Annotated in this window: 26 protein-coding genes, 1 tRNA gene and 1 pseudogene; 18 read left to right on the forward strand and 10 right to left on the reverse strand. The window is 67.1% G+C overall.

Annotation, left to right across the window (positions count from 1 at the left end):
- Positions 1 to 3: 3 nt before the first annotated feature.
- Positions 4 to 582: a GNAT family N-acetyltransferase gene (locus EV147_RS23940; protein WP_130393719.1), complete on the reverse strand. Its 579-nt coding sequence runs from the start codon at positions 580 to 582 to the stop codon at positions 4 to 6.
- Positions 583 to 764: 182 nt separating this feature from the next.
- Between EV147_RS23940 and arsC the strand changes: the two genes are divergently transcribed.
- Positions 765 to 1,124 (forward strand): arsenate reductase (glutaredoxin), encoded by a 360-nt coding sequence (gene arsC, locus EV147_RS23945; protein WP_130393720.1) that lies wholly within the window; start codon positions 765 to 767, stop codon positions 1,122 to 1,124.
- Between the two features lie 106 nt (positions 1,125 to 1,230).
- Here arsC and EV147_RS23950 read toward each other — a convergent pair whose 3' ends face one another.
- The 3 genes from EV147_RS23950 to EV147_RS23960 all read right to left on the reverse strand — a co-directional run bounded on the left by EV147_RS23950 (position 1,231) and on the right by EV147_RS23960 (position 2,906).
- A complete protein-coding gene (locus EV147_RS23950; RefSeq protein ID WP_130393721.1) occupies positions 1,231 to 1,461 on the reverse strand; it encodes a hypothetical protein in 231 nt (76 codons plus the stop codon).
- Positions 1,462 to 1,598: 137 nt separating this feature from the next.
- Positions 1,599 to 2,252, reverse strand: coding sequence for a 3'-5' exonuclease family protein (locus tag EV147_RS23955; protein ID WP_130393722.1), 654 nt, complete (start codon positions 2,250 to 2,252; stop codon positions 1,599 to 1,601).
- A gap of 3 nt (positions 2,253 to 2,255) precedes the next feature.
- A complete protein-coding gene (locus EV147_RS23960) occupies positions 2,256 to 2,906 on the reverse strand; it encodes an MBL fold metallo-hydrolase (protein ID WP_130393723.1) in 651 nt (216 codons plus the stop codon).
- 308 nt (positions 2,907 to 3,214) lie between these two features.
- On the opposite strand from EV147_RS23960, the gene EV147_RS23965 reads away from it, so the two are divergent.
- The gene (locus EV147_RS23965; protein ID WP_198680349.1) at positions 3,215 to 3,985 is read left to right on the forward strand and encodes a septal ring lytic transglycosylase RlpA family protein; all 771 of its coding nucleotides are present in this window, start codon (positions 3,215 to 3,217) and stop codon (positions 3,983 to 3,985) included.
- Between the two features lie 130 nt (positions 3,986 to 4,115).
- Here the strand turns inward: EV147_RS23965 and rsmI are convergent, their stop codons facing one another.
- Entirely contained in the window at positions 4,116 to 5,036 is a 921-nt protein-coding gene (rsmI, locus tag EV147_RS23970; protein ID WP_130393724.1) for a 16S rRNA (cytidine(1402)-2'-O)-methyltransferase, read from the reverse strand.
- 15 nt (positions 5,037 to 5,051) lie between these two features.
- On the opposite strand from rsmI, the gene EV147_RS23975 reads away from it, so the two are divergent.
- The 15 genes from EV147_RS23975 to EV147_RS24045 all read left to right on the forward strand — a co-directional run bounded on the left by EV147_RS23975 (position 5,052) and on the right by EV147_RS24045 (position 15,928).
- Positions 5,052 to 5,486, forward strand: coding sequence for a YraN family protein (locus EV147_RS23975; protein WP_407923285.1), 435 nt, complete (start codon positions 5,052 to 5,054; stop codon positions 5,484 to 5,486).
- A gap of 30 nt (positions 5,487 to 5,516) precedes the next feature.
- Complete coding sequence (locus EV147_RS23980; protein WP_130393725.1) at positions 5,517 to 6,104, forward strand: phosphoheptose isomerase; 588 nt, start codon at positions 5,517 to 5,519, stop codon at positions 6,102 to 6,104.
- 129 nt (positions 6,105 to 6,233) lie between these two features.
- A complete protein-coding gene (locus EV147_RS23985; protein ID WP_130393726.1) occupies positions 6,234 to 7,079 on the forward strand; it encodes a BON domain-containing protein in 846 nt (281 codons plus the stop codon).
- Positions 7,080 to 7,137: 58 nt separating this feature from the next.
- On the forward strand, positions 7,138 to 7,548 hold the full coding sequence (locus tag EV147_RS23990) for a c-type cytochrome (RefSeq protein ID WP_130393727.1): 411 nt from the start codon (positions 7,138 to 7,140) through the stop codon (positions 7,546 to 7,548).
- Positions 7,549 to 7,551: 3 nt separating this feature from the next.
- Complete coding sequence (locus tag EV147_RS23995) at positions 7,552 to 8,820, forward strand: NAD(P)/FAD-dependent oxidoreductase (RefSeq protein ID WP_130393728.1); 1,269 nt, start codon at positions 7,552 to 7,554, stop codon at positions 8,818 to 8,820.
- Positions 8,821 to 8,911: 91 nt separating this feature from the next.
- Positions 8,912 to 9,811, forward strand: coding sequence for an EamA family transporter (locus tag EV147_RS24000; RefSeq protein ID WP_130393729.1), 900 nt, complete (start codon positions 8,912 to 8,914; stop codon positions 9,809 to 9,811).
- A gap of 282 nt (positions 9,812 to 10,093) precedes the next feature.
- Positions 10,094 to 10,423: a c-type cytochrome gene (locus EV147_RS24005; protein WP_130393730.1), complete on the forward strand. Its 330-nt coding sequence runs from the start codon at positions 10,094 to 10,096 to the stop codon at positions 10,421 to 10,423.
- A 135-nt stretch (positions 10,424 to 10,558) separates the two neighbouring features.
- Positions 10,559 to 11,014 carry a thiosulfate oxidation carrier protein SoxY gene (gene soxY, locus EV147_RS24010; RefSeq protein ID WP_130393731.1) on the forward strand — a complete coding sequence of 152 codons (456 nt, stop codon included), beginning with the start codon at positions 10,559 to 10,561 and terminating at the stop codon, positions 11,012 to 11,014.
- Between the two features lie 72 nt (positions 11,015 to 11,086).
- Positions 11,087 to 11,398: a thiosulfate oxidation carrier complex protein SoxZ gene (soxZ, locus tag EV147_RS24015; protein ID WP_130393732.1), complete on the forward strand. Its 312-nt coding sequence runs from the start codon at positions 11,087 to 11,089 to the stop codon at positions 11,396 to 11,398.
- Positions 11,399 to 11,420: 22 nt separating this feature from the next.
- Entirely contained in the window at positions 11,421 to 11,879 is a 459-nt protein-coding gene (locus EV147_RS24020; protein WP_130393733.1) for a DsrE family protein, read from the forward strand.
- 106 nt (positions 11,880 to 11,985) lie between these two features.
- Positions 11,986 to 12,846 (forward strand): sulfur oxidation c-type cytochrome SoxA, encoded by an 861-nt coding sequence (gene soxA, locus EV147_RS24025; RefSeq protein WP_130393734.1) that lies wholly within the window; start codon positions 11,986 to 11,988, stop codon positions 12,844 to 12,846.
- A 16-nt stretch (positions 12,847 to 12,862) separates the two neighbouring features.
- Positions 12,863 to 13,522, forward strand: a complete 660-nt coding sequence (soxX, locus tag EV147_RS24030) for a sulfur oxidation c-type cytochrome SoxX (protein ID WP_130393735.1) — start codon at positions 12,863 to 12,865, stop codon at positions 13,520 to 13,522.
- Entirely contained in the window at positions 13,522 to 14,019 is a 498-nt protein-coding gene (locus EV147_RS24035) for a TlpA disulfide reductase family protein (RefSeq protein ID WP_130393736.1), read from the forward strand. The genes soxX and EV147_RS24035 overlap by 1 nt, the downstream gene beginning before the upstream one ends.
- A 30-nt stretch (positions 14,020 to 14,049) precedes the next feature.
- Positions 14,050 to 15,774, forward strand: a complete 1,725-nt coding sequence (gene soxB / locus EV147_RS24040) for a thiosulfohydrolase SoxB (RefSeq protein ID WP_130393737.1) — start codon at positions 14,050 to 14,052, stop codon at positions 15,772 to 15,774.
- Positions 15,775 to 15,852: 78 nt separating this feature from the next.
- Positions 15,853 to 15,928, forward strand: a tRNA-Ala gene (locus EV147_RS24045).
- Between the two features lie 116 nt (positions 15,929 to 16,044).
- Here EV147_RS24045 and EV147_RS24050 read toward each other — a convergent pair.
- The gene (locus EV147_RS24050; protein WP_235844976.1) at positions 16,045 to 16,842 is read right to left on the reverse strand and encodes an NYN domain-containing protein; all 798 of its coding nucleotides are present in this window, start codon (positions 16,840 to 16,842) and stop codon (positions 16,045 to 16,047) included.
- 126 nt (positions 16,843 to 16,968) lie between these two features.
- Between EV147_RS24050 and EV147_RS24055 the strand changes: the two genes are divergently transcribed.
- Positions 16,969 to 17,874, forward strand: coding sequence for a cation diffusion facilitator family transporter (locus tag EV147_RS24055; protein ID WP_130393738.1), 906 nt, complete (start codon positions 16,969 to 16,971; stop codon positions 17,872 to 17,874).
- 7 nt (positions 17,875 to 17,881) lie between these two features.
- Here EV147_RS24055 and EV147_RS24060 read toward each other — a convergent pair whose 3' ends face one another.
- From EV147_RS24060 to EV147_RS24075, 4 genes and pseudogenes are all read right to left on the reverse strand, one after another.
- Positions 17,882 to 18,511, reverse strand: a complete 630-nt coding sequence (locus tag EV147_RS24060) for a LysE family translocator (RefSeq protein WP_130393739.1) — start codon at positions 18,509 to 18,511, stop codon at positions 17,882 to 17,884.
- A gap of 353 nt (positions 18,512 to 18,864) precedes the next feature.
- Positions 18,865 to 19,497 carry a DNA-3-methyladenine glycosylase I gene (locus tag EV147_RS24065; protein WP_130393740.1) on the reverse strand — a complete coding sequence of 211 codons (633 nt, stop codon included), beginning with the start codon at positions 19,495 to 19,497 and terminating at the stop codon, positions 18,865 to 18,867.
- Between the two features lie 124 nt (positions 19,498 to 19,621).
- A complete protein-coding gene (locus tag EV147_RS24070; RefSeq protein ID WP_130393741.1) occupies positions 19,622 to 20,932 on the reverse strand; it encodes an MFS transporter in 1,311 nt (436 codons plus the stop codon).
- A 151-nt stretch (positions 20,933 to 21,083) separates the two neighbouring features.
- Positions 21,084 to 21,281 (reverse strand): annotated as a pseudogene (locus EV147_RS24075) (hypothetical protein); the annotation flags it as partial.
- Positions 21,282 to 21,386 lie beyond the last annotated feature (105 nt).

Consider the following 21,386-nt stretch of genomic DNA (forward strand, 5'->3'; position numbering starts at 1 on the left):
CCGTTATCCGCGGATCTCGTCGGGCGCTGGCACGGTCTCGTCGCCGCGCCCCAGCGGACGCTGCATCAGCACGGTGTCGATCCACTGGCCGTGCTTGAGGCCCACCGATTCGAGCCGGCCCACGGTACGGAACCCCAGCCGCTCGTGCACGGCCAGCGAGCCCGCGCCTTCGCCGCTGCGCGTGACCGCGACCACGGCCACCATCTGGCGCCACGGCCCGGTCTCGCAGCGCGCGATCAACTCGGCCAGCAGCGCCCGGCCCAACCCCTCGCCAGTATGGCGATGGTCGATATAGATCGAATCCTCGATGGCGAAGCGGTAGGCGCTGCGGGCGCGATAGGCCGAGGCATAGGCGTAGCCGAGGATGTCTCCGTGGCGCTCGGCCACGATGTAGGGCAGGCCCTTGCGGTGGACTTCGGCCATGCGCAGCCGCATGTCGTCGATGCCGGGCACCACCTCCTCGAACGAGGCGCGGCCGTGCTGTACGTGGTGCGCGTAGATGGCGTGGATGGCGGGAACGTCGGCGGCTGAGGCATCGCGCAGCCCGAAGGGCAGGCGGAGGGGGGCGGCAGAGGTGGACACGATGGCGAAAATTTGGACGAAATACGATCACGGCGTGAGGCCATGACAACGGATCAGCGGCGCACCGCGGCATTGCGAGGCCGGCGCGCCACAGCCAGACCTTACCGCGCCTTTGCCGTGCCGGGTTGTATATAGTGCGGAGTATTCAGAAAGCGCAGAAACGGTGCGTGCAGGAGGAAGCCATGATCACGATCTATCACAACCCGCGTTGCTCCAAATCGAGGGAAACGCTCACTCTCGTGGAAAGCGCCGCGCAACGGCTGGGCGAGCCGGTCGAGATCGTGGAGTACCTGAAGTCGCCGCCGTCACTGGCCACACTGCGCCAGCTCCATACGATGCTCGGCGTGTCGGTGCGCGAGATGATCCGCGACGGCGAGGCCGTCTACCAGGAGCTGGACCTGGCCGACGAGGGGCTGACCGACGCCGAACTGCTGGCGGCGGTGGCCGACAATCCCATCCTGCTGCAACGGCCCGTGGTGGTGCGCAACCGCCGTGCCGCCATCGGCCGGCCGCCCGGGAATGTCGAACCGCTGCTCACGTAAGAGCCGTCCGGGGCCGGGCGCCGCCGCTGCGGCGCACAAAATAGAACCGGCCTCCGCAACGGAGGCCGGCCGGTCAGTCGGCGAATCGCTTCAGGCGAGTCGTCGGTTATGCAACACCCAGCCAGTGCATGGCCTCCTGACCGAAACTGATGCCGGCCAGCACGACCAGCAGCACGAGTGCCGTGATCACGCTGACATAGACCAGCGCGCGGGCAACCTCGGCATCTTCCGTGACCGAATGGTGGTGGATGACGACATTGGCGCGCGCATGCGACCGGTGCGGCCAGTGCAGCCGGCCGGAAGCGTCCTTGAAGTGAAGATCGGGATGGAATCGCATGGTCACACCTCCTCGGCGCGCCGACGCTTGCGCGGTGGGACGGTTCCCGGCGCCGCCATTTACACACTTCCAATATAGGAGACGTGGCGAAAATATGGTGCCGGCGCGCCCGGACGCGCCTGCGCGCCACCGCACGGTCAGTTGGCGGCCGGTGTGGAAGGTGAGGGGTCGCTTTCGCTGCCGGCGGCGTCCAACTGGGCTAACCGGCCCTCGCGTGCGCGCATGTCGGCCAGCATGTTGCAGAACAGCGCCCCCTGCTCCAGGGCGTCGTCCAGCGCAATATGGGTGTGCGGCAGCGGGTCGTGCCAGTGGGCGGGAAAGGCGGCCTTGACCGCCTTGCGGTACGGCCGGCCCGTCAGCGCAAAGCCCAGCGTCTTGATGTCGAGCGCCGCCCAGCCGAACGGCGACCGCCCGGCGAAGCGCATCATGTACCAGAACATCCAGGTGAAATCGAAGCCGGCCGGAAACGCGATGAAGACCGGCTTGCCGGGCAGGCTCTCGACCCATTCCACATAGCGCGGCATGACCTGTTCGGGCGCTTCGAGGTCGCGCCGGCACGCGGCCCAGGCGTCGGGCTGGGTCTTCCACCAGGCCATCTGCACCGGATGGCCGGCGGCGCCGGGCAGCGTGTCGAGGTTGGCCGAGAACGTGCCGAGCACGGTCTTGTCGGCCAGCATCGCCACCGAAGCGAACGACAGCATCGAGTGCGGGCCCGGAATCGGGCCATCGGCCTCCACGTCGGTGCTGACGTAGATTTCCGGCCGGGTGTCGGGTGCCTGTTTCCTGGCCATGCGTCAGGCCGCGTCGATCAGGTGGTCCGCCACGAACGGGTTGCTGCGGCGCTCGTCACCGAACGTCGAGACCGGCCCGTGGCCCGGCACGAACGTCACATCGTCGCCCAGCGGCCACAGGCGGGTGCGGATCGAGCGGATCAGGTCGGCGTGGTTGCCGCGCGGAAAGTCGGTGCGACCGATCGAGCCGGCGAACAGCACGTCGCCGACGATCGCCACCTTGTGCGGCCGCGAGAAGAACACCACGTGGCCCGGCGTATGGCCGGGGCAGTGATAGACCTCCAGCGTCTCGCTGCCGAACGTGACCGTGTCGCCGTTCTGCAACCAGCGGTCCGGCTCGAAAACCTCGGCGTGTCCGAAACCGAAGCGCCGGGTCTGCTCGGGCAACTGCTCGATCCAGAAGCGTTCATCCTCCTGCGGCCCCTCGATCGGCACGCCAAACTGCCGCGCCAACGCCGCCGCACCGGCGCAGTGGTCCACGTGGCCGTGCGTCAGGAAGATCTTTTCCAGCGTCACGCCGTGCCCGGCAATCGCGTCGGTGATCCGGTTCAGGTCGCCGCCCGGATCGCAGACCGCCGCGCGCTGCGTGGTGTCGTCGATCAGCAGCGAACAGTTCTGCTGGAACGGCGTGACGGGAATCAACAGGACTTTCATTCTTGTGTTCTTTCAGGCACTTCTCAAGGGCCCTGAGCGAGGCGCGGCGGGCAGCAATGGGGTGGCTCATTGTAGCCCCCGAACACTGCGGCGATGGAGGTCGGTGCAGCTTCTGCGCGTTTGAAATCGGCATAAGACGATTCTCAAAGTTACATGACGAGCACTTCGATTGCGCGCTGCGGCAATGGGCGCAATCCCTTGCCAGGCGGTGGATTGCGGGGAATTGACCGGCGTTTGAAGCGGTTCGCAACAGATTTCGTAACAAAATCAAGGTGATAGCTTCAAACGGTCAATGTTAGACTCCCGGCATGATCAGCTTGCCCATCTTCCGTCCGGGCTCCGTGCGCGCCAGCGTGCCCGGGTCCAACCGCTTCCTTCGTCAATGCGCGCTCATCGGCGCGGCACTGGTGATGGCCGCGTGCGCGACGCCGCCGGGCAGCGATTCCGACACCGTATCCGAAACATCCAACGCGATTTCCACGCGCGCCGCCAAGGCGAAGACGAAGGCCGACAAGCCGGCCTCGGCAAAGTCCGACGATCGCGGCAACTGGAACCTGTTCGGCCTGCCGGACGAGAACGCCCCGTCGCAGTCGTCGATCGACGGGCTGCGCGCTGACATGGGTACGTTCGAGCAGCGTGGCGTGGCGTCGTGGTACGGCAAGGGCTTCCACGGCCGCAAGACCGCCAACGGCGAACGCTTCGACATGCGCGCGATGACTGCCGCGCACCCGTCGCTGCCGCTCGATAGCTGGGTGCTGGTGCGCAACCTGCGCAACAACAAGGTGGCGGTGGTCCGCATCAACGACCGCGGCCCGTACCACGGCAACCGGATTCTCGATCTGTCGTACGCGGCGGCCAAGCGCCTGAGCTTTGTCGACCACGGTGCCACGCAGGTGGAAATCCGCCGGCTGTCGCGCACCGAGGTGGCGGCGCTGGGTCCGAACATCGACGCGGGCGGCTCGGAAGCCGGTGACGGCAGCGGCGCCGATGACGTGCCGGACACCGCCAACTCGTTGGTGCCGGCCAAGTCGAAGGCCAAGGCCCGCGCGGCGAAGTCCTCCGCCAGGAAGCGCAGGTAAGGCGCGGCGCCCGGCGATGCGGACGGCCCGACCCTCCACCATCGACCTCCCGCCGGCCCGCTTCACGCTTCTCTACAGTTTCAGAATCTTCTCAAACGGCACGACGCCCCGGCGCGTGCCGTTTGTCGTTTCAGTCCTCGCCCGAACCGTCGCCATCCGCGCGCTGGGCCAGCGCAAGCTGGTAGAGCGCGTCAGTCCTGGCGCCCGTGATCGACGCGGCCAGCTTGGCGGCGCGCTTGGCCGGCAACTCGGCCAGCAGCAGCCGCAGCACGCGCTGCGCCTCGGCGTCGGGCGCGCCGTCGCCGGCCAGTTCGGCCCGGCCGGCGCCTTCCACCACCAGCACGAATTCCCCCTTGCCGCGCGTGGCCTCGGCGGCCAGCCATGCCGGGGCGTCGGCCACGGTCAGCACCGGGGTTTCCTCGAACAGCTTGGTCAGCTCGCGGCCGATCAGCAGGCGGCGTGTGGCCGGCAGCCCTTCGGCCAGTGCGGCGAGCGTATCGGCAATCCGGTGCGGCGCCTCGTAGAGGACCCAGGCATGGTCGAGCGCGGCCAGCCCGGCAATGGCGTCGCCGCGCGCCTTGGGCTTGCCGGGCAGGAAGCCGACGAACGTGAAGCGGCCTTCGCCGGCTTCAAGCATGTCGCCGGCCACCGACAGCGCGGTCACCGCCGCGCTGGGCCCCGGCAGCGGCACCACGCGCAGGCCGGCCGCGCGCACCGCTTCCACGAGACGCGCGCCGGGGTCGGAAATGCCCGGGGTGCCGGCGTCGGAGACATAGGCGACGCGCTCGCCCTCCGCCAGCCGGTCGACGATCTTCACGGCCGCCTCGCGCTCGTTGTGCTCGTGCACCGCCACCAGCGGGCGCTGCAGGCCCACGCGGGTCAGGAGCTGCCCGGTATTGCGGGTGTCCTCGCAGGCGATGGCGTCGGCCAGGCCGAGCACATGCAGCGCCCGCAGCGACAGGTCCGCGACGTTGCCGATCGGCGTGGCCACCACGTAGAGCGTGCCGGGCGGGTAGGTCTGGCCGGCCGCCAGCTGGTTCCATTCACTCATGCTTGAGAACTTCCTTTGAATCGCTCATTCCAATCGACCACGCCAGCGGTGCCGCCACGGCCGGCGCAGACGGCCACGGCGCGCGGCGCGCAGGCCGAGGACCGGGCACTGGCCTACCTGCAGCGGCAGGGGCTGGCGCCCGTCGAGCGCAATTATCGCTGCAAAGGCGGCGAGATCGATCTGATCATGCGCGCGGGCGACGGCACGCTGGTGTTCGTCGAGGTGCGCCAGCGGCGCGGACGCGGCTTTGGCGGCGCCGCGCAGAGCATCACGCCGGCCAAGCAGCGGCGCGTGCTGCTGGCCGCCTCGCACTACCTGGCCGCGCTCGGACAGGTGCCGCCGTGCCGCGTGGATGTGGTGGCGATCGAGCCGGGCCGGCTCGACTGGCTGGCCAACGCCTTCGACCTGAGTTCGCTCGATGGGAACGCCGGGCCGGACGCTGCGTCATAATGCGCGGGATTGTGAAGAAGTCACCTGACCATGAGCATTGAGAGCATCGAGCAGCATTTCCTGGACAGCGCCGACACCAAGCGGCATGCGGCCGCGCTGATGGCGCCGCATATCGACGCCGCCGTGGAGCGGATGGTGATGGCGCTGACCAGCGGCAACAAGATCCTGGCGTGCGGCAACGGCGGGTCAGCCGCCGACGCGCAGCATTTCGCCGCCGAGCTGATCGGGCGCTTCGAGCGCGAGCGGCCGGGATTGGCGGCGCTGGCGCTGACCACCGACAGTTCGATCCTGACCGCCATTGGCAACGACTACGATTTTTCCGTGGTGTTCTCGAAGCAGGTGGAGGCGCTGGGCCAGCCGGGCGATATCCTGCTGGCGCTGTCGACCTCGGGCGATTCGGCCAATGTGGTGGCGGCCATCCAGGCGGCCCACCAGCGCGACATGAGCGTGGTGGCGCTGACCGGCCATGGCGGCGGGCGCATCGCCACGGTGCTCGGCGAGTTCGATATTCATTTGTGCGCGCCCAGCGATCGCACCGCACGCATCCAGGAAGTGCACTGCCTGACACTGCATTGCCTGTGCGACGGGATCGACGAGGCGCTGCTGGGCGAGCCGTGAGCGGTTATCCACATGGCCGTCCACAGCTTGTACACAGTTTTGGGCCGGTATTCCACAGCCATATCCACAGGCTGCGAACCATTTCTTGATCCACCCACCGGGCACTCCACCCGTTATCCAGACACCCGCATGACGAACGTGATTCCTCAGACAACGACCTCCCTGGCCCGCGCCGCGCGCACGGCCGTGACCGTGGCTGCCCTGGTGGTGTCGGCCACGCAGCTTGCCGGCTGCTTCCCGGTGCTGGCCGGCGCCGTGGGCACTGGCGTGGTGATGGCCACCGACCGCCGGCCCACGGGCACGCAGACCATCGACCGCGGCCTGCAGCTCGAAATCGAAAGCACGCTGAGCACGCGCTACAGCAGCAGCCAGGCGCGCGTGAACACGTCGGTGTTCAACCGCAAGGTGCTGCTGACGGGCGAGGCGGCCAACGCCCAGATCAAGCAGCAGATCGAACAGTACGTGCGCGGCCTGCCCAACGCGCGCGAGGTGGTCAACGAGCTGGAGATCACGACCTCGCCCGGCTTCATGACGCGCAGCAACGACACCTACCTGACCAGCAAGGTCAAGACGCTGCTGGTCACTGCGGACGGCGTGCCGGCCAACTCGATCAAGGTCACGACCGAGAAGGGCGTGGTCTACCTGATGGGCGTGCTGACCACGGGCGAGGGCGACAAGGCCACCGATGTGGCGCGCAACGCCAGCGGCGTGCAGAAGGTGGTCAAGGTGTTCGACTACGTGAGCGAAGCCGAGCGCGCGCGCCTGGATCAGGCGTCGAGTTCGCAGAACGGCAACACCGGCAGCGAGGCCGTGGGGACGCCGGCACCGGTGCAGACCGTGCCGGGCAGCCAGCCGAATGCGCCGGTGACTTCGGACGCGCCGGCATCGATGGGCAGTTCGGGGGCCACCACCAGCCCGGTGGCCGCGCCCGTGACGTCGCCGGTGGCGCTGCCGCCGGGCCGCAACCTGCCGTAAGCTGAAACGGATGGGCCGGGACCACCCGGCCCCGCAGGACCCACAAGAGAGACAAGCCATGCAGCCCCCGCCGCGTTACCTGTTGTCCCCCCGCTGGCTGGCCGGCCTTGCCGCGCTGGCCTGCCTGGCGCCGCCAGCGGCATCGGCCCAGCCTAACCAGCCGGCCTCCGCGCCGATGACGGCGGGCCCGGCCGACGCCGGCAAGCTGACCATCGAGGCCCAGCGCGCCCGCGTGGACCAGGCGCGCAACCAGGCTGCCTCGTGCGCGGTGTGCCATGGCCCGGACGGCCGCGCGCCGGCGGATAGTCCGATCCCGTCGCTGGCCGGCAGGCCGCGCGCGGAGCTGACCGAGATCATGCTCGAATACAAGAACGGCAAGCGCCCCGGCACCGTGATGCCGCAGATCGCCAAGGGCTACAGCGATGCCGAGATACTGGCCATCGCCGCGTGGTTCGCGGATCAGAAATAACCCATGGATCGACGATTGGCTTTGAAGGCGGCGCTGGCCGCCTCGGTGCCTGGCGTACTGACGCCGGCGCTGGCGCGGGCGGCCGCGCCCGGCAAGGTAGTGGTGATCGGCGGCGGCTACGGCGGTGCCACGGCGGCGCGCTACTTGCGCGTCTGGAGCCGGGGTGCCGTGGAAGTCACGCTCGTGGAGCCCGACGCCGCGTTCGTGTCCTGCCCGCTGTCCAACCTCGTCGTGGCGGGCTTCCGCCAGCTGGGCGACCTGACGGTATCGTACGACCGGCTGGCGAGCCGCCATGGCGTGCGCGTGGTGCGCGATCGTGCCACGGCCATCGACCCCGCCCGCCGTCAGGTACGGCTGGCGGGCGGCACGACGCTGCCGTACGACCGGCTCGTGCTGTCGCCCGGCGTGGAAATGCAGACCGGCGCGATTCCCGGCCTGGCCGCGCCCGGCGGCGCACAGTTCGTGCATGCCTGGAAAGCCGGCCCGGAAACCGAGACGCTGCGCCGGCAGCTGGCGGCGATGCCCGATGGCGGCACGTTCGCCATGACCATCCCGCTGGCGCCGTACCGCTGCCCGCCGGGGCCCTACGAACGGGCCTGCCTGGTGGCGGACTACCTGAAGCAGCACAAGCCGCGCGCCAAGGTGCTGGTGCTCGATGCCAATCCTGACATCACGTCGAAGGCCGCGCTGTTCCGCGAGGTCTGGAAAACGCGCTACGCCGGCCTGATCGAATACCGGCCGCAGCACGAGGCCGTCGACCTGGACCCGGCCACGCGCACGATCAGGTTCGACGTGCAGGACGACGTGAAGGCCGACGTCATCAACCTGCTGCCGCCCCAGCGCGCCGGCGCGATTGCGGTGGGCGCGGGGCTGGCCACTGCCAATGGCCGCTGGTGCGAAGTGGATTTCCAGACGATGGCCTCGCGCGTGGCACCCGATATCCATGTACTTGGCGACGCCATCCAGATTGCCCCGCTGATGCCGAAATCGGGCACGATGGCCAGCCAGCACGGCAAGGTGGCCGCCGCCGCCATCCTCCAGATGCTGGCCGGCCGCCAGCCGGACCCGGCGCCGCTCTATACCAATACCTGCTACAGCTTCACGTCGGCCACCGAGGCAATCCATATCGCCAGCGTGCACCGCTATGACGCAGGGCAGAAGACGATGCTGACGGTGCCGGGATCGGGCGGGCTGTCGGCGGCGCCTTCGGTGCTGGAAGGGCGATATGGTGAGGCATGGGCCAGGAGTATCTGGGCCGATATGTTGGGCTAGGCTTGCTCCCCTCTCCCGCAGGGCGGGAGAGGGGAGCAAGCCACTCACAAGAACACGAAAACCACTCGCCGCTCCTGCTACCCTCCGCCCCATGCAACCCAAAGACCGCCTCCTCGCCCTCGCCATCATCGTGGTCTGGGGTGTCAATTTCGTCGTGATCAAGGTGGGCCTGGCCGGCGTGCCGCCGATGCTGCTCGGCACGCTGCGCTTTCTGCTGGTGGTGTTTCCCGCGATCGTCTTCATCCCGCGTCCGCGCATCCCGTTGCGGATGCTGGTGGCCTATGGCGCGTCGATCAGCCTGGGGCAGTTCGCGTTCCTGTTCTACGCGATGGCCGTGGGCATGCCGGCCGGGCTGGCCTCGCTGGTGCTCCAGTCACAGGTGTTCTTCACGGTGGCCATCGCCGCGTTCTGGCTGGGCGAGCCGCTGCGCTGGCACAACCTGGCCGGCATGGCGATCGCGGCGGGCGGGCTCGCGCTGATCGGCGCCGGCGCGGCGCAGGGTCCGGGCGGCATGACCGCCGCTGGCTTTGGGCTGACGCTCTGCGCGGCGCTGTGCTGGGCCACCGGCAACATCGTCAGCAAGAAGATTGGGCCGGTGGACCTGCTCGGGCTGGTGGTCTGGGGGGCGCTGATCCCGATCCTGCCGTTCGCGGCGCTGTCGTATTGGTTCGAGGGGCCGGGACGGATCGTCGAAGCGCTCGGCCATGTGCCGGGCAAGGCCATCTTCGCGGTCTGCTATCTGGCCTTCGCCGCCACGCTGTTCGGCTACACGATGTGGGGCCGGCTGCTGACCCGCTATCCGGCCAGCAAGGTGGCGCCGCTGACGCTGCTGGTGCCGGTGGTGGGGCTGGTGTCCGCCCACGTGCTGCTCGGCGAGGATCTCGGCGTGGCGCAGTGGCTCGGCGCGGCGGTGGTCATGGCCGGGCTGCTGCTGAACGTGTTCGGCAACCGCGTGTGGGTGGGCAAGACGCCGACCCGGCGCCAGACATAGCCGATTTCCGAAGAAATCGAGGGTTAACCCGGGGAAATCCGGTGGATCGGCGACGATATGCGCGGTATTCGGGCATATCGATATCACGGTGTTGTCCATAGCCTTGCTCATTCTTGAGGCAAAATAGCGGGCTGGCCGCAATGCCCTGGAGCCCTCACCGATCACCGCCGAGGCACTCCTGAGAAGCCCGCCCCAACGGTGGCCAGCGCGCGCCGCGCCGCGGAGATTCCCGTGCGCGGCCATTTGCCGTCCCCACGGCTCAATCAGTTTGGAGCACAACACATGAAGCAGTTTGTCATCGCCGCGGCGATGCTGGTTGCCGCGGCGTCCTCGCATGCCGCCGTCGATGCCGCCAAGGCACAGGAAATCGCCAACAAGAACGCCTGCATGGGCTGCCATCAGGTCGACAAGAAGCTGGTCGGCCCGGCCTACAAGGAAGTGGCCGCCAAGTACAAGGGCGACAAGGGCGCGCTGGCCAAGCTGTCGGCCAAGGTGAAGGGCGGCGGCTCGGGCGTCTGGGGTCCGGTGCCGATGCCGGCCAACCCGACCATCAGCGACGCCGATGTGAAGACGGTGGTGGAGTGGGTGCTGGCCGGCGCACCGGCCAAGTAAGCCAGCCACCAGGCGGGCAGGCCGGTGGCACCGGCCTGCCGCCGGCATGACGGAAATATCTGAAAACGCAGGGTCCGGCGACGCACCGGGCACCGCTGGGGTCGACAGGAAACCGGGTAAGTACGGAAAGCAAAAATGGACAAAAAACGACGTGAAGTGCTGCGGATGACCGCCGTACTGTCGCTGATGGCAGCCACCGGGCTGATCAGCGAGGCGCAAGCCGCCGAATGGAACAAGGCCGCCTTCGAAGGCAAGAGCGTGGCCGACGTGATCAAGTCGCTCGGCGGCAACGCGGCCGAGAAGAGCGGTGCGATCAGCTTCAACGCCCCCGACATCGCCGAGAACGGCGCCGTGGTGCCGGTGGCCGTGACCAGCAACATCCCGGACACCGAGCAGATCGCCATCCTCGTGGAAAAGAACCCGAACACGCTGGCCGCCGATTTCATCATCCCGGCCGGCACCGAGCCGTTCGTGTCCACGCGCGTGAAGATGGGCCAGACCTCGGTGGTGCACGCGGCCGTCAAGGCCGGCGGCAAGTGGTACGTGGCATCGAAGGAAATCAAGGTCACGCTGGGCGGCTGCGGCGGCTGAGGCCGCGCCCGACCCTGCCCCGACCTGGTTGTTCCGATACCCGAACCCGATACCTGCTGACAGGAGAAGCACATGGCAGACCCGATGCGCGTTCGCGCCACCGAAAACGGCGGCGTCGTAGACGTCAAGATTCTGATGAAGCACGACATGGAGACCGGCCAGCGCAAGGACGCCTCCGGCAAGACCGTGCCGGCCTGGCATATCCAGACCGTGACGGCGACGTACAAGGGCCGCGACGTCTTCCAGGCCCAGTTCGGCCCGGCCGTGTCGAAGGACCCGTTCCTGAACTTCAAGTTCAAGGGCGGCGCCAAGGGCGACAAGGTCACCGTGACCTGGGTCGACAACCGCGGCGACAAGCGTACCGACGAGGCCACCATCGCCTGATCCGGCGAAGCAAGGAAGCACTATGCGGCGAGCATTCATTCGCGCCACGGCGGCACTGGCCGCCATCGGCCTCTCGGCCAGGGCATCGGCCCAGCAGGCGCCGGCACCCGCGTCCGGCGGCAAGGGCCGCGTCAAGGTGGTCTACCAGTTGTCCGAGGGCAACGACCAGGCCGTGCGGGCGATGTCCAACCTGCGCAACCACCTGAACGGCGCGCCCGACACGAAGATCGTGGTCGTGGCGTTCGGTTTCGGCGTGGATTTCCTGGTCGAAGGCGCCAAGGATGCGCGCGGCAACACGTTCGAGGCGCCCGTGGCGGCGCTGAGTTCGTCGGGCGTGGAGTTCCGCGTCTGCCGCAACACGCTGACCGCGCGCCGCATTTCCGAGCAGAACCTGCTGATGGACGCCAAGGTCGTGCAGGCCGGCGTGGTGGAAGTGGCCCGGCTGCAGTTCGAGGAAGGCTACGCCTACATCAAGCCCTGACGCGCCACGCATGACAACCGGCAACGAGCCGCCGGTTCCGAACAAGACAGTGGTCCGCCCTGGCGCCAGACGGTGCCGGGGCGAGACGACGAGGAGAAATGCCCCAATGGTGACCGTTACCGAGCGCAGTGCTCGCAACTCCCGCCGCACCGCCACGGTGGCACTGGCCGCGCTGGCCACTGCCGCCGCCGCCGTGGCGGCCGCGCTGTCCGGCCCCGCGCTGGCCCAGGACAAGACCGCCGAGGAAATTGCCAAGTACCGCCAGATGCTGGCCGAAGGCAATCCGGCCGAGCTCTGGGAAGCTGCCGGCGAAGAGATGTGGAAGAAGCCGGCCGGCCCGAAGAACGCGTCGCTCGAACAGTGCGACCTCGGCAAGGGCCCGGGCGTGACCAAGGGCGCCTACGCGGAACTGCCGCGCTACTTCGCCGATGCCGGCAAGGTAATGGACCTCGAACAGCGCCTGGCCTACTGCCGCGTGACGCTGCAGGGCCTGACGAAGGAAGAGGCCACGAAGAACCCGTTCTCGTCGGCCGGCAAGCCGTCGGAGATCGAGCGGCTGGCCGCCTTCGTGACCGGCGAGTCGCGCGGCGTGAAGATGAACGTCCAGTTGAAGCACGCCGAAGAGAAGCGCGTCTACGCGCTCGGCCAGAAGATGTTCTATTACCGTGGCGGCGCCTACGACTTTGCCTGCGCCACCTGCCACGCCGTGGACGGCCAGCGCATCCGGCTGCAGGACCTGCCGAACCTGATGACCGAGAAGGGCGCCCAGGCCGCTTACACCACGTGGCCGGCGTACCGGGTGTCGCAGGGCGAGGTGCGCACGATGCAGCACCGCCTCTACGACTGCCTGCGCCAGCAACGCTTCCCCGAACCGGCCTATGGCTCGGACGTGATCACCGCCCTGACGATGTTCCTGGCGAAGAACGCCAACGGCGGCACGTACGACGGCCCGAACATGAAGCGCTGAGCCCGGAGACAACAACATGAAAACACTCCACAAGATGGCACTGGTGTCCGTCGCCGCGCTGGCACTGCTGGCAGGCGGCGCGCAGGCGCAAACGGCCGCGAAGGGCAAGGCCGAGAAGGTGGCCAGGGTCAGCGATGCCGACGTCCGCCAGCTGATCGAATCGTCGTTCACGTCGAAGGGACCGGCCACGGTCGAGGGCGTGATCAACCAGGACCCCACGCAGAAGGCTTGCAGCCAGTATCCCGATCGCACCCGCGTGCCGGCGGCGCTGGCCAAGAAGGTGGAAGCGGCCGAACTGAAGCAGGTCAAGTACCCGGCCGACAGCAACTTCATCGGCGACTGGAAGGAAGGCGAGAAGATCGCGCAGAACGGCCGGGGCATGCAGTTCACCGATCCGGTGGGCGGTACCAACGGCGCCAACTGCTACGCCTGCCACCAGCTGACCAAGGCGGAAATCTCGTTCGGCAATATCGGCCCGTCGCTGTACAACTACGGAAAACTGCGTGGCAACTCGCAGGAGGTGGTCAAGTACACGTGGGGCAAGATCTGGGATTCCAACGCCTACAGCGCGTGCTCGAACATGCCGCGCTTCGGCCACAAGGGCATCCTGACCGAACAGCAGATCCGCGACGTGATGGCGCTGCTGCTGGATCCGGCCTCGCCGGTCAACCAGTAATGGCAACGGCGGCGCGGCGGGCACGGGCCTGGCTGGCCGTCGCTGCGCTGGCCCTCGGCGCTGCCGCCGCGCAGGCGGCCGAGGTGGGCGATGCCATCCGCCTGCCCGACATCACACTGCTCGACGGCAGCACCGTACCCGCCTCGCACTGGGCCGGCAAACCGGTGGTCGTCGAGTTCTGGGCCACGTGGTGTCCGTTCTGCGCGCTGCAGAATCCGCGGCTGCAGGCGCTCTACGACAAGACGCGCGGCACGAAGCTCCAGGTCCTGACGATCAGTATCGACCGCGATCCGCGCGAGGCGCAGACGTACGTGAAACAGCGCGGCTACACCTTCCCGGCGACCATGGATTCCGACGCGCTGCGCCGCGCGTTCGGCACCCGCCGGGGCCTGCCCGAACTCTATGTGCTGGACGGCAAGGGCCGCGTGGTGCAGAAGGAGGTTGGCGAGATGATCGACGACGACGTGGCGGCGCTGGCGCGCTACGCCAAGCCGTAGGCAGCGCCCCCTTACTCAACGGATAACAGCATGAACCGACGCGAGTTCCTGCAGGTGCTGGCCGTGGCCGGCGCCGGAGGCATGGCATTTCCGGGCAGCGACGCCCAGGCAGCGCAGGCGGCCGACCGGCTCTACGACGTGCCGCGCTTCGGCAACGTCCACCTGCTGCACTTCACCGACTGCCACGCGCAGCTGAACCCGGTGCACTTCCGCGAGCCGAGCGTCAACCTGGGCGTGGGCGAATGGGCCGGCAAGCCGCCGCACCTCGTCGGGCAGGCGTTCCTGCGCCAGTACGGCATCGCGCCGGGCAGCGCCGCCGCGCACGCATTCACCTATCTCGACTTCACCGAGGCGGCGCGGCGCTACGGCAAGGTGGGCGGCTTCGCGCACCTTGCCACGCTGGTGCGGCGCATGAAGGCCAGCCGCCCTGGCGCGCTGCTGCTGGACGGCGGCGACACCTGGCAGGGCTCCGCCACGGCGCTGTGGACCAAGGGGCAGGACATGGTCGATGCCGCGCTGCTGCTCGGCGTGGACGTGATGACGCCGCACTGGGAAATGACGCTCGGCGCCGAGCGCGTGAAGCAGATCGTCGATAACGACTTCAAGGGGCGGGTGTCGTTCCTGGCGCAGAACGTCAAGACCAACGACTTCGGCGACCCGGTTTTCGACCCCTACGTGATTCGCGAGATGAACGGCGTGCCGGTGGCCATCATCGGCCAGGCGTTCCCGTACACCCCGATCGCCAACCCGCGCTACTTTGTGCCGGACTGGACGTTCGGCATCCAGGAGGAAAACCTCCAGCAGGTGATCGACGAGGCGCGCGGCAAGGGCGCGCAGGCGGTGGTGCTGTTGTCGCACAACGGCATGGACGTGGACCTGAAGCTCGCCTCGCGCGTGCGCGGCCTCGACGCCATCCTCGGCGGCCATACCCATGACGGCGTACCGGCCCCGGTGCCCGTGAAGAACGCCGGCGGCGTGACGCTGGTGACCAACGCGGGCTCCAACGGCAAGTTCCTCGGCGTGCTCGACTTCGACGTCCGCAACGGCAAGGTGGCCGATTTCCGGTACAAGCTGCTGCCGGTCTTCGCCAACTACCTGAGCGCCGATCCGCAGATGGACGCGCTGATCCGCAAGGTGCGTGCACCCTACGAATCGAAACTCGGCGAAGTACTAGCCGTGAACCGTGGCCTGCTGTACCGGCGTGGCAATTTCAACGGCACCTTCGACCAGTTGATCCTGGACGGCCTCATGGCCGTCCAGGACGCCGAGATCGCATTTTCGCCAGGTTTCCGCTGGGGCACGACGCTGCTGCCCGGCCAGCCCATCACGATGGAAGCGCTGATGGACCAGACCGCCATCACCTATCCGTACACCACGGTCACGCAGATGTCCGGCACCACGATCAAGACCGTGCTCGAAGACGTGGCCGACAACCTGTTCAACCCGGACCCGTACTACCAGCAGGGCGGCGACATGGTGCGCGTAGGCGGCCTGCAGTACACCATCGACCCCACCCGCCCGATGGGCCAGCGGATCACCGGGATGCGCCTCGCCGGCCGCCCCATCGACGCCGGCAAGACCTACAAGGTAGCCGGCTGGGCCCCCGTCGCCGAGGAAGCCCGCCAGACCGGCGGCCCCCCGATCTGGGACGTAATGGCCCAATGGCTGCGCGCCAGCAAGGAAGTCAGCGCCCGCCCCCTGAACCTGCCAACCGTCCGCGGTATGCCCGGCAACCCCGGCATGGCACCCGCCTGACCGGGGTTTGACCCAACCCCCGATGTTGGTTCCAAGCGATTGAAAGGCCGCACGGACTTCGGCTAGAATCAACCGCAAGGGCCGATAGCTCAGCTGGGAGAGCGCTGCGTTCGCAATGCAGAGGTCGGGAGTTCGATCCTCCTTCGGTCCACCAGGATTTTCCTTGTAGAACAACGCACTACGTCTCGCGATGTAGTGCGTTGTTTTGCTTTGGGCACGGGTACTTGGCCCGTCCGTAGCAATCAAACGGGAATTTGCCTCGTGCGCGGATCAGCGCCATCGAATCGGCCGCTCAAGTACGAAGTTGTCAGCACGGGTTACGGACATCGGCAACTGCGACTTGCGCAGGTTCGACTCGCCGATGGTGAAATTGCCATGCGCCGCGCTCTTGAGTTCGCAGGAATGCCGTCCTGGCGGAAAAGCGATGATCAGGCGCTTGTCGGGATACTGGCTGCGCAGGCTTTTCAACGGCGTAGTCAGATCGCTGTCCCCGGATACCAGGATTGCCGTGTCAAACCTGTCATGGACGGCGTCCAACATCATCTGGACGGCGATGTTCACATCGGTCATCTTTTCCTCGTACTCCACCCAGCGGGCGCCGCACTCATGACAGCGCTTCTTTTTCTCGAGATAGTGGCCTAGATGGGTATGCAGATTCGGGCGAGTACCAAGTGCTTCGAGGTATAGCGCTTGCCGCTGCACCGTTCCGGCGTTGGTAGCCGTGACGCGAAGGCGTGACGTAAAGTAGTGAACGCCATCCAACTGCTGATCCGGCTTCATGAGGAGCGATGCCAGGGCGCACAGGTCCAGCCAATAGTATTTTCGCCATCCTTTGCTTCGCAAACCGAAGTAAAGATTGAATCCGTCGACATACATCAAGACACGGCGCTGATTCGCGTGGCCGCAGCATTGACACTGTTCGTGCCCCGGCATACCCTTTTGCACATCAACCCCGCCGGAGATCGCATCTCCGGCCCGACGCCTCCCTCGTGGAGGCGTTTCTTTTTGTGGCCTCGATCTTGCAATGGCATCGTCATCGCATGTCGAAAGTTGACTGGCATCTCGCACGCTCGCTCCTGTTCGCTTCGAACGGGCAGCTTAGAAGCCCCATTCCCTACAGGAAATAAGACGAATCGTATTTCGTCGGGAAAGTGATAACGTGTGGAGCTTCGCCAGTCACATCGCACAGCCCCGATGTCCGCTTCCCCATCCCCCACCCCCGAAGCCCGCCACCTCGCCGGCCGTCGTTCGACGCTTGTCAGTGTCTTCGTCAACATCGCCCTGACCATCGCGCAGGGGACCATCGGCGTCATCGCCGGGTCGCAGGCGCTGGTGGCTGACGCGTTGCACTCGTTGTCCGATCTGGTGTCCGATTTCGTGGTGCTGTTTGCTGGTCATCACAGTCGGAAGGACGCCGATCACGATCATCCGTATGGGCATCAGCGGTTCGAGACGGCGGCGTCGCTGGCGTTGGGGGTGCTGCTGCTGTCGGTGGGTGCCGGGATGTTGTGGGCGGCGGTAGGCAAGATCCAGCATCCCGGCGGTGGGGAACCGGTGCAGGCGGTGGCGTTGTGGGTGGCGCTGGGCGCGCTGGCGTCGAAGGAGTTGCTGTTCCGGTACATGCTGCGCGTGGCGGAGCGGGTGCGGTCGAGCATGCTGGTGGCCAATGCGTGGCATGCGCGCTCCGATGCGGCGTCGTCGCTGGTGGTGGCGTTGGGGATTGGCGGCAACCTGCTCGGGTACCACGTGCTTGATCCGGTGGCGGCGATCGTGGTGGGGTTGATGGTGTCGCGGATGGGGCTGCAGTTTGGCTGGGATGCGATGAACGACCTGATGGATCGCGCCGCCGACGCGGACGTTGTGGAGGAATTACGATCCGCGATGCTCGGGACGCCGGGGCTGCTGGGCCTGCATGATCTGAAGACGCGCAAGATGGGCGATCTGATCCTGGTGGACGTGCATCTGGAGATTCAGGCCGATCTGACCGTCGAGCAGGGGCATGCCATTGCCACCGAGGCGCGGCGCCGGGCGATGGTGCGCGATGACGTGCTCAACGTGATGACGCACGTCGATCCGGTACGGCGGCCGGCGGCGGGCTAGGAGCGGGTCAGCGCAGGTCGCTGCGCCGGTACAGGCTCAGGCCCACCGCCAGGAACGCCAGCATGCCGGCACAGCCCCGGTTGATCCATTGCACGGCGCGGCCGGACAAACTGCGCACCGCGTGGCGGCCGCCGAAGGCGTAGATCGCCATCATCAGGATGTCCATCAGCGCGGCCACCACGGCGAGGATCGCGTACTGGAGCGCCACCGGTTTGTCGGCGTGGACGAACTGGGGCACGAACGCCGAGGTGAACAGGATGGCCTTGGGGTTCGATACGGCCACGAACAGCGCGCGCAGGAAGGCGGCGCGGCCGCTTGCTGACGAGGCATCGGTGGTGGCCACCAGCGCATGGGTGGGCGCGCGCCATATCGCCACGGCGAGGTAGAGCAGGTAGGCCGCGCCGATCCACTTGATGGCCGAGAACAGCAGTTCCGAAGCCTGGAGCACCGCGCCGAGGCCGCAGCCGACCGCGCCGATCAGGATCAGGTCCGCCAGCGCCGCGCCGGCGATGCCGCAGGCGGTGACGCGCACCGGCCGCGTGGCGCCGTTGCTCAGGGCCAGCAGCATGGTCGGGCCGGGCGTCACCATCACGGTGGCGACGGCGACGAGGTAGAGGAACAGGGTTGTGGTGTCCATGGACGGCTCCGCAGCGGCAAGCCGCCAGTGTGAACCCATGCGGCGCCTGTGGACAACCCCGTGCACAAGCCTGTGATGGGGATGGGGGCGGCCTGTGGGGCCGCTGTGGGACGTATACGTACAACTTCGCCGGTATACCGGCGCGCCGCCAGCAGCGGGCCGGGTTGCCCACCGCTGTCCACGTATGCCCCGTGCGCTTGGCCCTACGGTTATCTTTTTCGCAAGTATCTGATCAGAAAGGGAAAAAGATGGTTATCCACCGCCAGGCATTGGTGTTAACCATTACTACTACTATTTATGTATACGTAAACAGTGACGTAAACCGTATACGGACTGTTGCGCGGGCAGGAAAACTAGCGCGGCACCTTGAATGCCTTGCGCGCCTTCAGCACCTGGGCGCGTGTGGTGCAGCCGTCCATATGGTCGTTGACCAGCCCCATGGCCTGCATCAGCGCATACATCGTGGTGGGGCCGACGAACTTCCAGCCGCGCTTCTTGAGGTCCTTCGACAACGCCACCGATTCGGGGCTGGTCGTGAACGTGCGCAATACCTCGGGCGTCAGCGTCTTCGGGCGGGATTTCGGATCGGGCTCGAACTTCCAGAAGTAGGCGGCCAGCGACGGCTCGGTCTTCAGCAGTTCCTGGGCGCACTTTGCATTGTGGATGGCCGCCTCGATCTTGCCGCGATGGCGCACGATGCCGGCGTCGCCAAGCAGGCGCTCCACGTCTTTCTCCGTGAAGCGCGCCATCTTGTCGATCTCGAAATTGGCGAAAGCACGACGGAATGCCTCGCGCTTGCGCAGGATCGTGAGCCAGCTCAGGCCAGACTGGAAGCCTTCGAGACAGAGTTTCTCGAACAGGCGGCGGTCGTCGTCCACCGGAAAGCCCCATTCGTTGTCGTGATAGTGGCAGTAGTCTTCCAGTTCGCCACACCAGCCGCAGCGTACCGGGGCCTTGGGTGCGGATGTCGCGGACGTTGTCGTCATAGGTTCGATTCGGGCAGGCAAAAGCGCTAGCGTACCGGATACGGCGCGCCGGAATCGGACATTCGATTGGCCGAAAAAAAGCCAACCCGAAGGTTGGCTTTGTCCATGCAAGGGCTGGCGGAAATCAGGCCAGCGGCTTGCCGGTGCGGTCGTGCATGAAGATCAGCGCGACGAAGCTGATGGCGGCCGCCGCGATCACGTAGTAGGCCGGCGCCAGCTTGTTGTGGGTCGACTCGATCAGCCACGTCACGATCAGCGGGGCGAAGCCGCCGAAAATCGTCACGGCGAAGTTGTACGCCAGCGACAGGCCCGTGGAGCGCACCTCGGTCGGGAACTGCTCGGCCAGCACGGCCGGCGCGGGACCCGTGAAGGCCGCCAGCAGGATGCCCAGGACGATCTGTACCTGCAGCAGCGTGGCCGTGGTGGGCGACACGTTGAGCCAGTGGAACAGCGGGTAGGCCAGTGCGAGGATGGCCAGCGCCACCACGCTCAGCATGCGCTTGCGGCCCACGCGGTCGGACAGCATGCCCATCAGCGGGCACAGCACCAGGATGATGGCGCCGCAGATCGCCGTCGACTGGAACGTGGCGCCCAGCGGCAGGCCCAGCTGCTGCTTGGCGTACGACGGCATGTAGAACACCAGCACGTAGGTGCAGACCGTCCACAGGATGGTCACGCCCAGGCCGGCCAGCACTTCGCGCGGATGGTCGCGCAGCACCTGCGTGAGCGGCGAGAACTTCACCTTGTTGGCCTTGCGCTCGGCGCGGCGCGCTTCGAACTCGGGCGGCTCTTCCAGGTGCGAGCGGATGTACATGCCCACCGGGCCGATCAGCAGGCCGAACAGGAACGGCACGCGCCAGCCCCAGCTGTCGATCTGCGCCTGGTCCAGCCCGTTGATGACCAGCGCGCCCATGGCGGCGCCGAGCATGAACGAGATGCCCTGGCTGGCCTGCTGCCAGCTGGCGTAGGCGCCGCGCTCCTCGTCGGGCGCGTGCTCGATCAGGAAGGCGGTGGCACCGCCCACTTCGCCGCCGGCCGAGAAGCCCTGGATCAGGCGGGCCACGACGATCAGCGCGGGCGCCCACAGGCCGATGGAGTCATAGGTCGGGGCCAGGCCGATGATGGCCGTGCCAAGCGCCATCAGCAGGATGGTCAGCGTCAGCGCGGCCTTGCGGCCCACGCGGTCGGCATAGACGCCGAGCACGATGGCGCCCACCGGGCGCATGAAGAAGCCCACGCCGAACGTGGCAACGGTGAGCAGGAACGAGGTCAGGTCGTCGCCGGTGGGGAAGAACAGCTTGGCGATGATGACGGCGAAGAAGCTGTAGACGGTGAAATCGAACCATTCCAGGCCGTTGCCGATGGTGGCGGCGAGAATCGCGCGTCGTCGGGTGGAGCGGGAAAGGTCGTTGGCAGTGGCTGCTGTAACGGACATGGGGCTTGATGCAGAGGAAAGAACCGGTGGATGCCCCCGCCGGTGTGTCCCGGCGGTGACGCAAGGCGCCATCTTAAGCGATTCCTTACATCGAGCCGAGCCGGCCCTCTGAAAGTGCAGTGCAGATTACGTGTTACCCATGTCTCCGGACGGGTCGCTTGCGCGTGAACCACAGCCACGCGGCGCTGGCGACCCAGCCAATCAGGAAGACGGTATCGCCCGCGTGGTTGAGCAGCGCCGCGGCAAAGGGGATGCCGGTGACTTCGGCGAGCAAATCGGCGGGCAGGCGGGCGATGATCCAGAGCAGTACGGCCGGGCCGCTGCCATAGACGCCGGGCTGCCACCACAGGGCAGGGGGCAGGGCGTGCAGGGGATCGAAACGCTTGGCCAAGGGCTTTCTCCGGCGGATGCCTCATGGCATCTCTGGACCCCATCATAGGCCGATTCGGCTTGC

Source organism: Cupriavidus agavae, assembly GCF_004217045.1.
Taxonomy (GTDB): domain Bacteria; phylum Pseudomonadota; class Gammaproteobacteria; order Burkholderiales; family Burkholderiaceae; genus Cupriavidus; species Cupriavidus agavae.

Excerpts from the sequence above, each read along its gene's own strand:
- arsC (WP_130393720.1), top strand. The coding sequence starts at position 765 with ATGATCACGATCTATCACAACCCGCGTTGCTCCAAATCGAGGGAAACG.
- EV147_RS23990 (WP_130393727.1), top strand. The coding sequence starts at position 7,138 with ATGCAGCCCCCGCCGCGTTACCTGTTGTCCCCCCGCTGGCTGGCCGGC.
- EV147_RS23980 (WP_130393725.1), top strand. The coding sequence starts at position 5,517 with ATGAGCATTGAGAGCATCGAGCAGCATTTCCTGGACAGCGCCGACACC.
- EV147_RS23955 (WP_130393722.1), bottom strand. The coding sequence starts at position 2,252 with ATGGCCAGGAAACAGGCACCCGACACCCGGCCGGAAATCTACGTCAGC.
- EV147_RS23960 (WP_130393723.1), bottom strand. The coding sequence starts at position 2,906 with ATGAAAGTCCTGTTGATTCCCGTCACGCCGTTCCAGCAGAACTGTTCG.
- rsmI (WP_130393724.1), bottom strand. The coding sequence starts at position 5,036 with ATGAGTGAATGGAACCAGCTGGCGGCCGGCCAGACCTACCCGCCCGGC.
- soxA (WP_130393734.1), top strand. The coding sequence starts at position 11,986 with ATGGTGACCGTTACCGAGCGCAGTGCTCGCAACTCCCGCCGCACCGCC.
- EV147_RS23965 (WP_198680349.1), top strand. The coding sequence starts at position 3,215 with ATGATCAGCTTGCCCATCTTCCGTCCGGGCTCCGTGCGCGCCAGCGTG.
- soxZ (WP_130393732.1), top strand. The coding sequence starts at position 11,087 with ATGGCAGACCCGATGCGCGTTCGCGCCACCGAAAACGGCGGCGTCGTA.
- EV147_RS24020 (WP_130393733.1), top strand. The coding sequence starts at position 11,421 with ATGCGGCGAGCATTCATTCGCGCCACGGCGGCACTGGCCGCCATCGGC.
- soxX (WP_130393735.1), top strand. The coding sequence starts at position 12,863 with ATGAAAACACTCCACAAGATGGCACTGGTGTCCGTCGCCGCGCTGGCA.
- EV147_RS24060 (WP_130393739.1), bottom strand. The coding sequence starts at position 18,511 with ATGGACACCACAACCCTGTTCCTCTACCTCGTCGCCGTCGCCACCGTG.
- EV147_RS24055 (WP_130393738.1), top strand. The coding sequence starts at position 16,969 with ATGTCCGCTTCCCCATCCCCCACCCCCGAAGCCCGCCACCTCGCCGGC.
- EV147_RS23950 (WP_130393721.1), bottom strand. The coding sequence starts at position 1,461 with ATGCGATTCCATCCCGATCTTCACTTCAAGGACGCTTCCGGCCGGCTG.
- EV147_RS24065 (WP_130393740.1), bottom strand. The coding sequence starts at position 19,497 with ATGACGACAACGTCCGCGACATCCGCACCCAAGGCCCCGGTACGCTGC.
- EV147_RS23985 (WP_130393726.1), top strand. The coding sequence starts at position 6,234 with ATGACGAACGTGATTCCTCAGACAACGACCTCCCTGGCCCGCGCCGCG.
- EV147_RS24035 (WP_130393736.1), top strand. The coding sequence starts at position 13,522 with ATGGCAACGGCGGCGCGGCGGGCACGGGCCTGGCTGGCCGTCGCTGCG.
- EV147_RS24000 (WP_130393729.1), top strand. The coding sequence starts at position 8,912 with ATGCAACCCAAAGACCGCCTCCTCGCCCTCGCCATCATCGTGGTCTGG.
- soxY (WP_130393731.1), top strand. The coding sequence starts at position 10,559 with ATGGACAAAAAACGACGTGAAGTGCTGCGGATGACCGCCGTACTGTCG.
- EV147_RS24005 (WP_130393730.1), top strand. The coding sequence starts at position 10,094 with ATGAAGCAGTTTGTCATCGCCGCGGCGATGCTGGTTGCCGCGGCGTCC.
- soxB (WP_130393737.1), top strand. The coding sequence starts at position 14,050 with ATGAACCGACGCGAGTTCCTGCAGGTGCTGGCCGTGGCCGGCGCCGGA.
- EV147_RS23995 (WP_130393728.1), top strand. The coding sequence starts at position 7,552 with ATGGATCGACGATTGGCTTTGAAGGCGGCGCTGGCCGCCTCGGTGCCT.
- EV147_RS24070 (WP_130393741.1), bottom strand. The coding sequence starts at position 20,932 with ATGTCCGTTACAGCAGCCACTGCCAACGACCTTTCCCGCTCCACCCGA.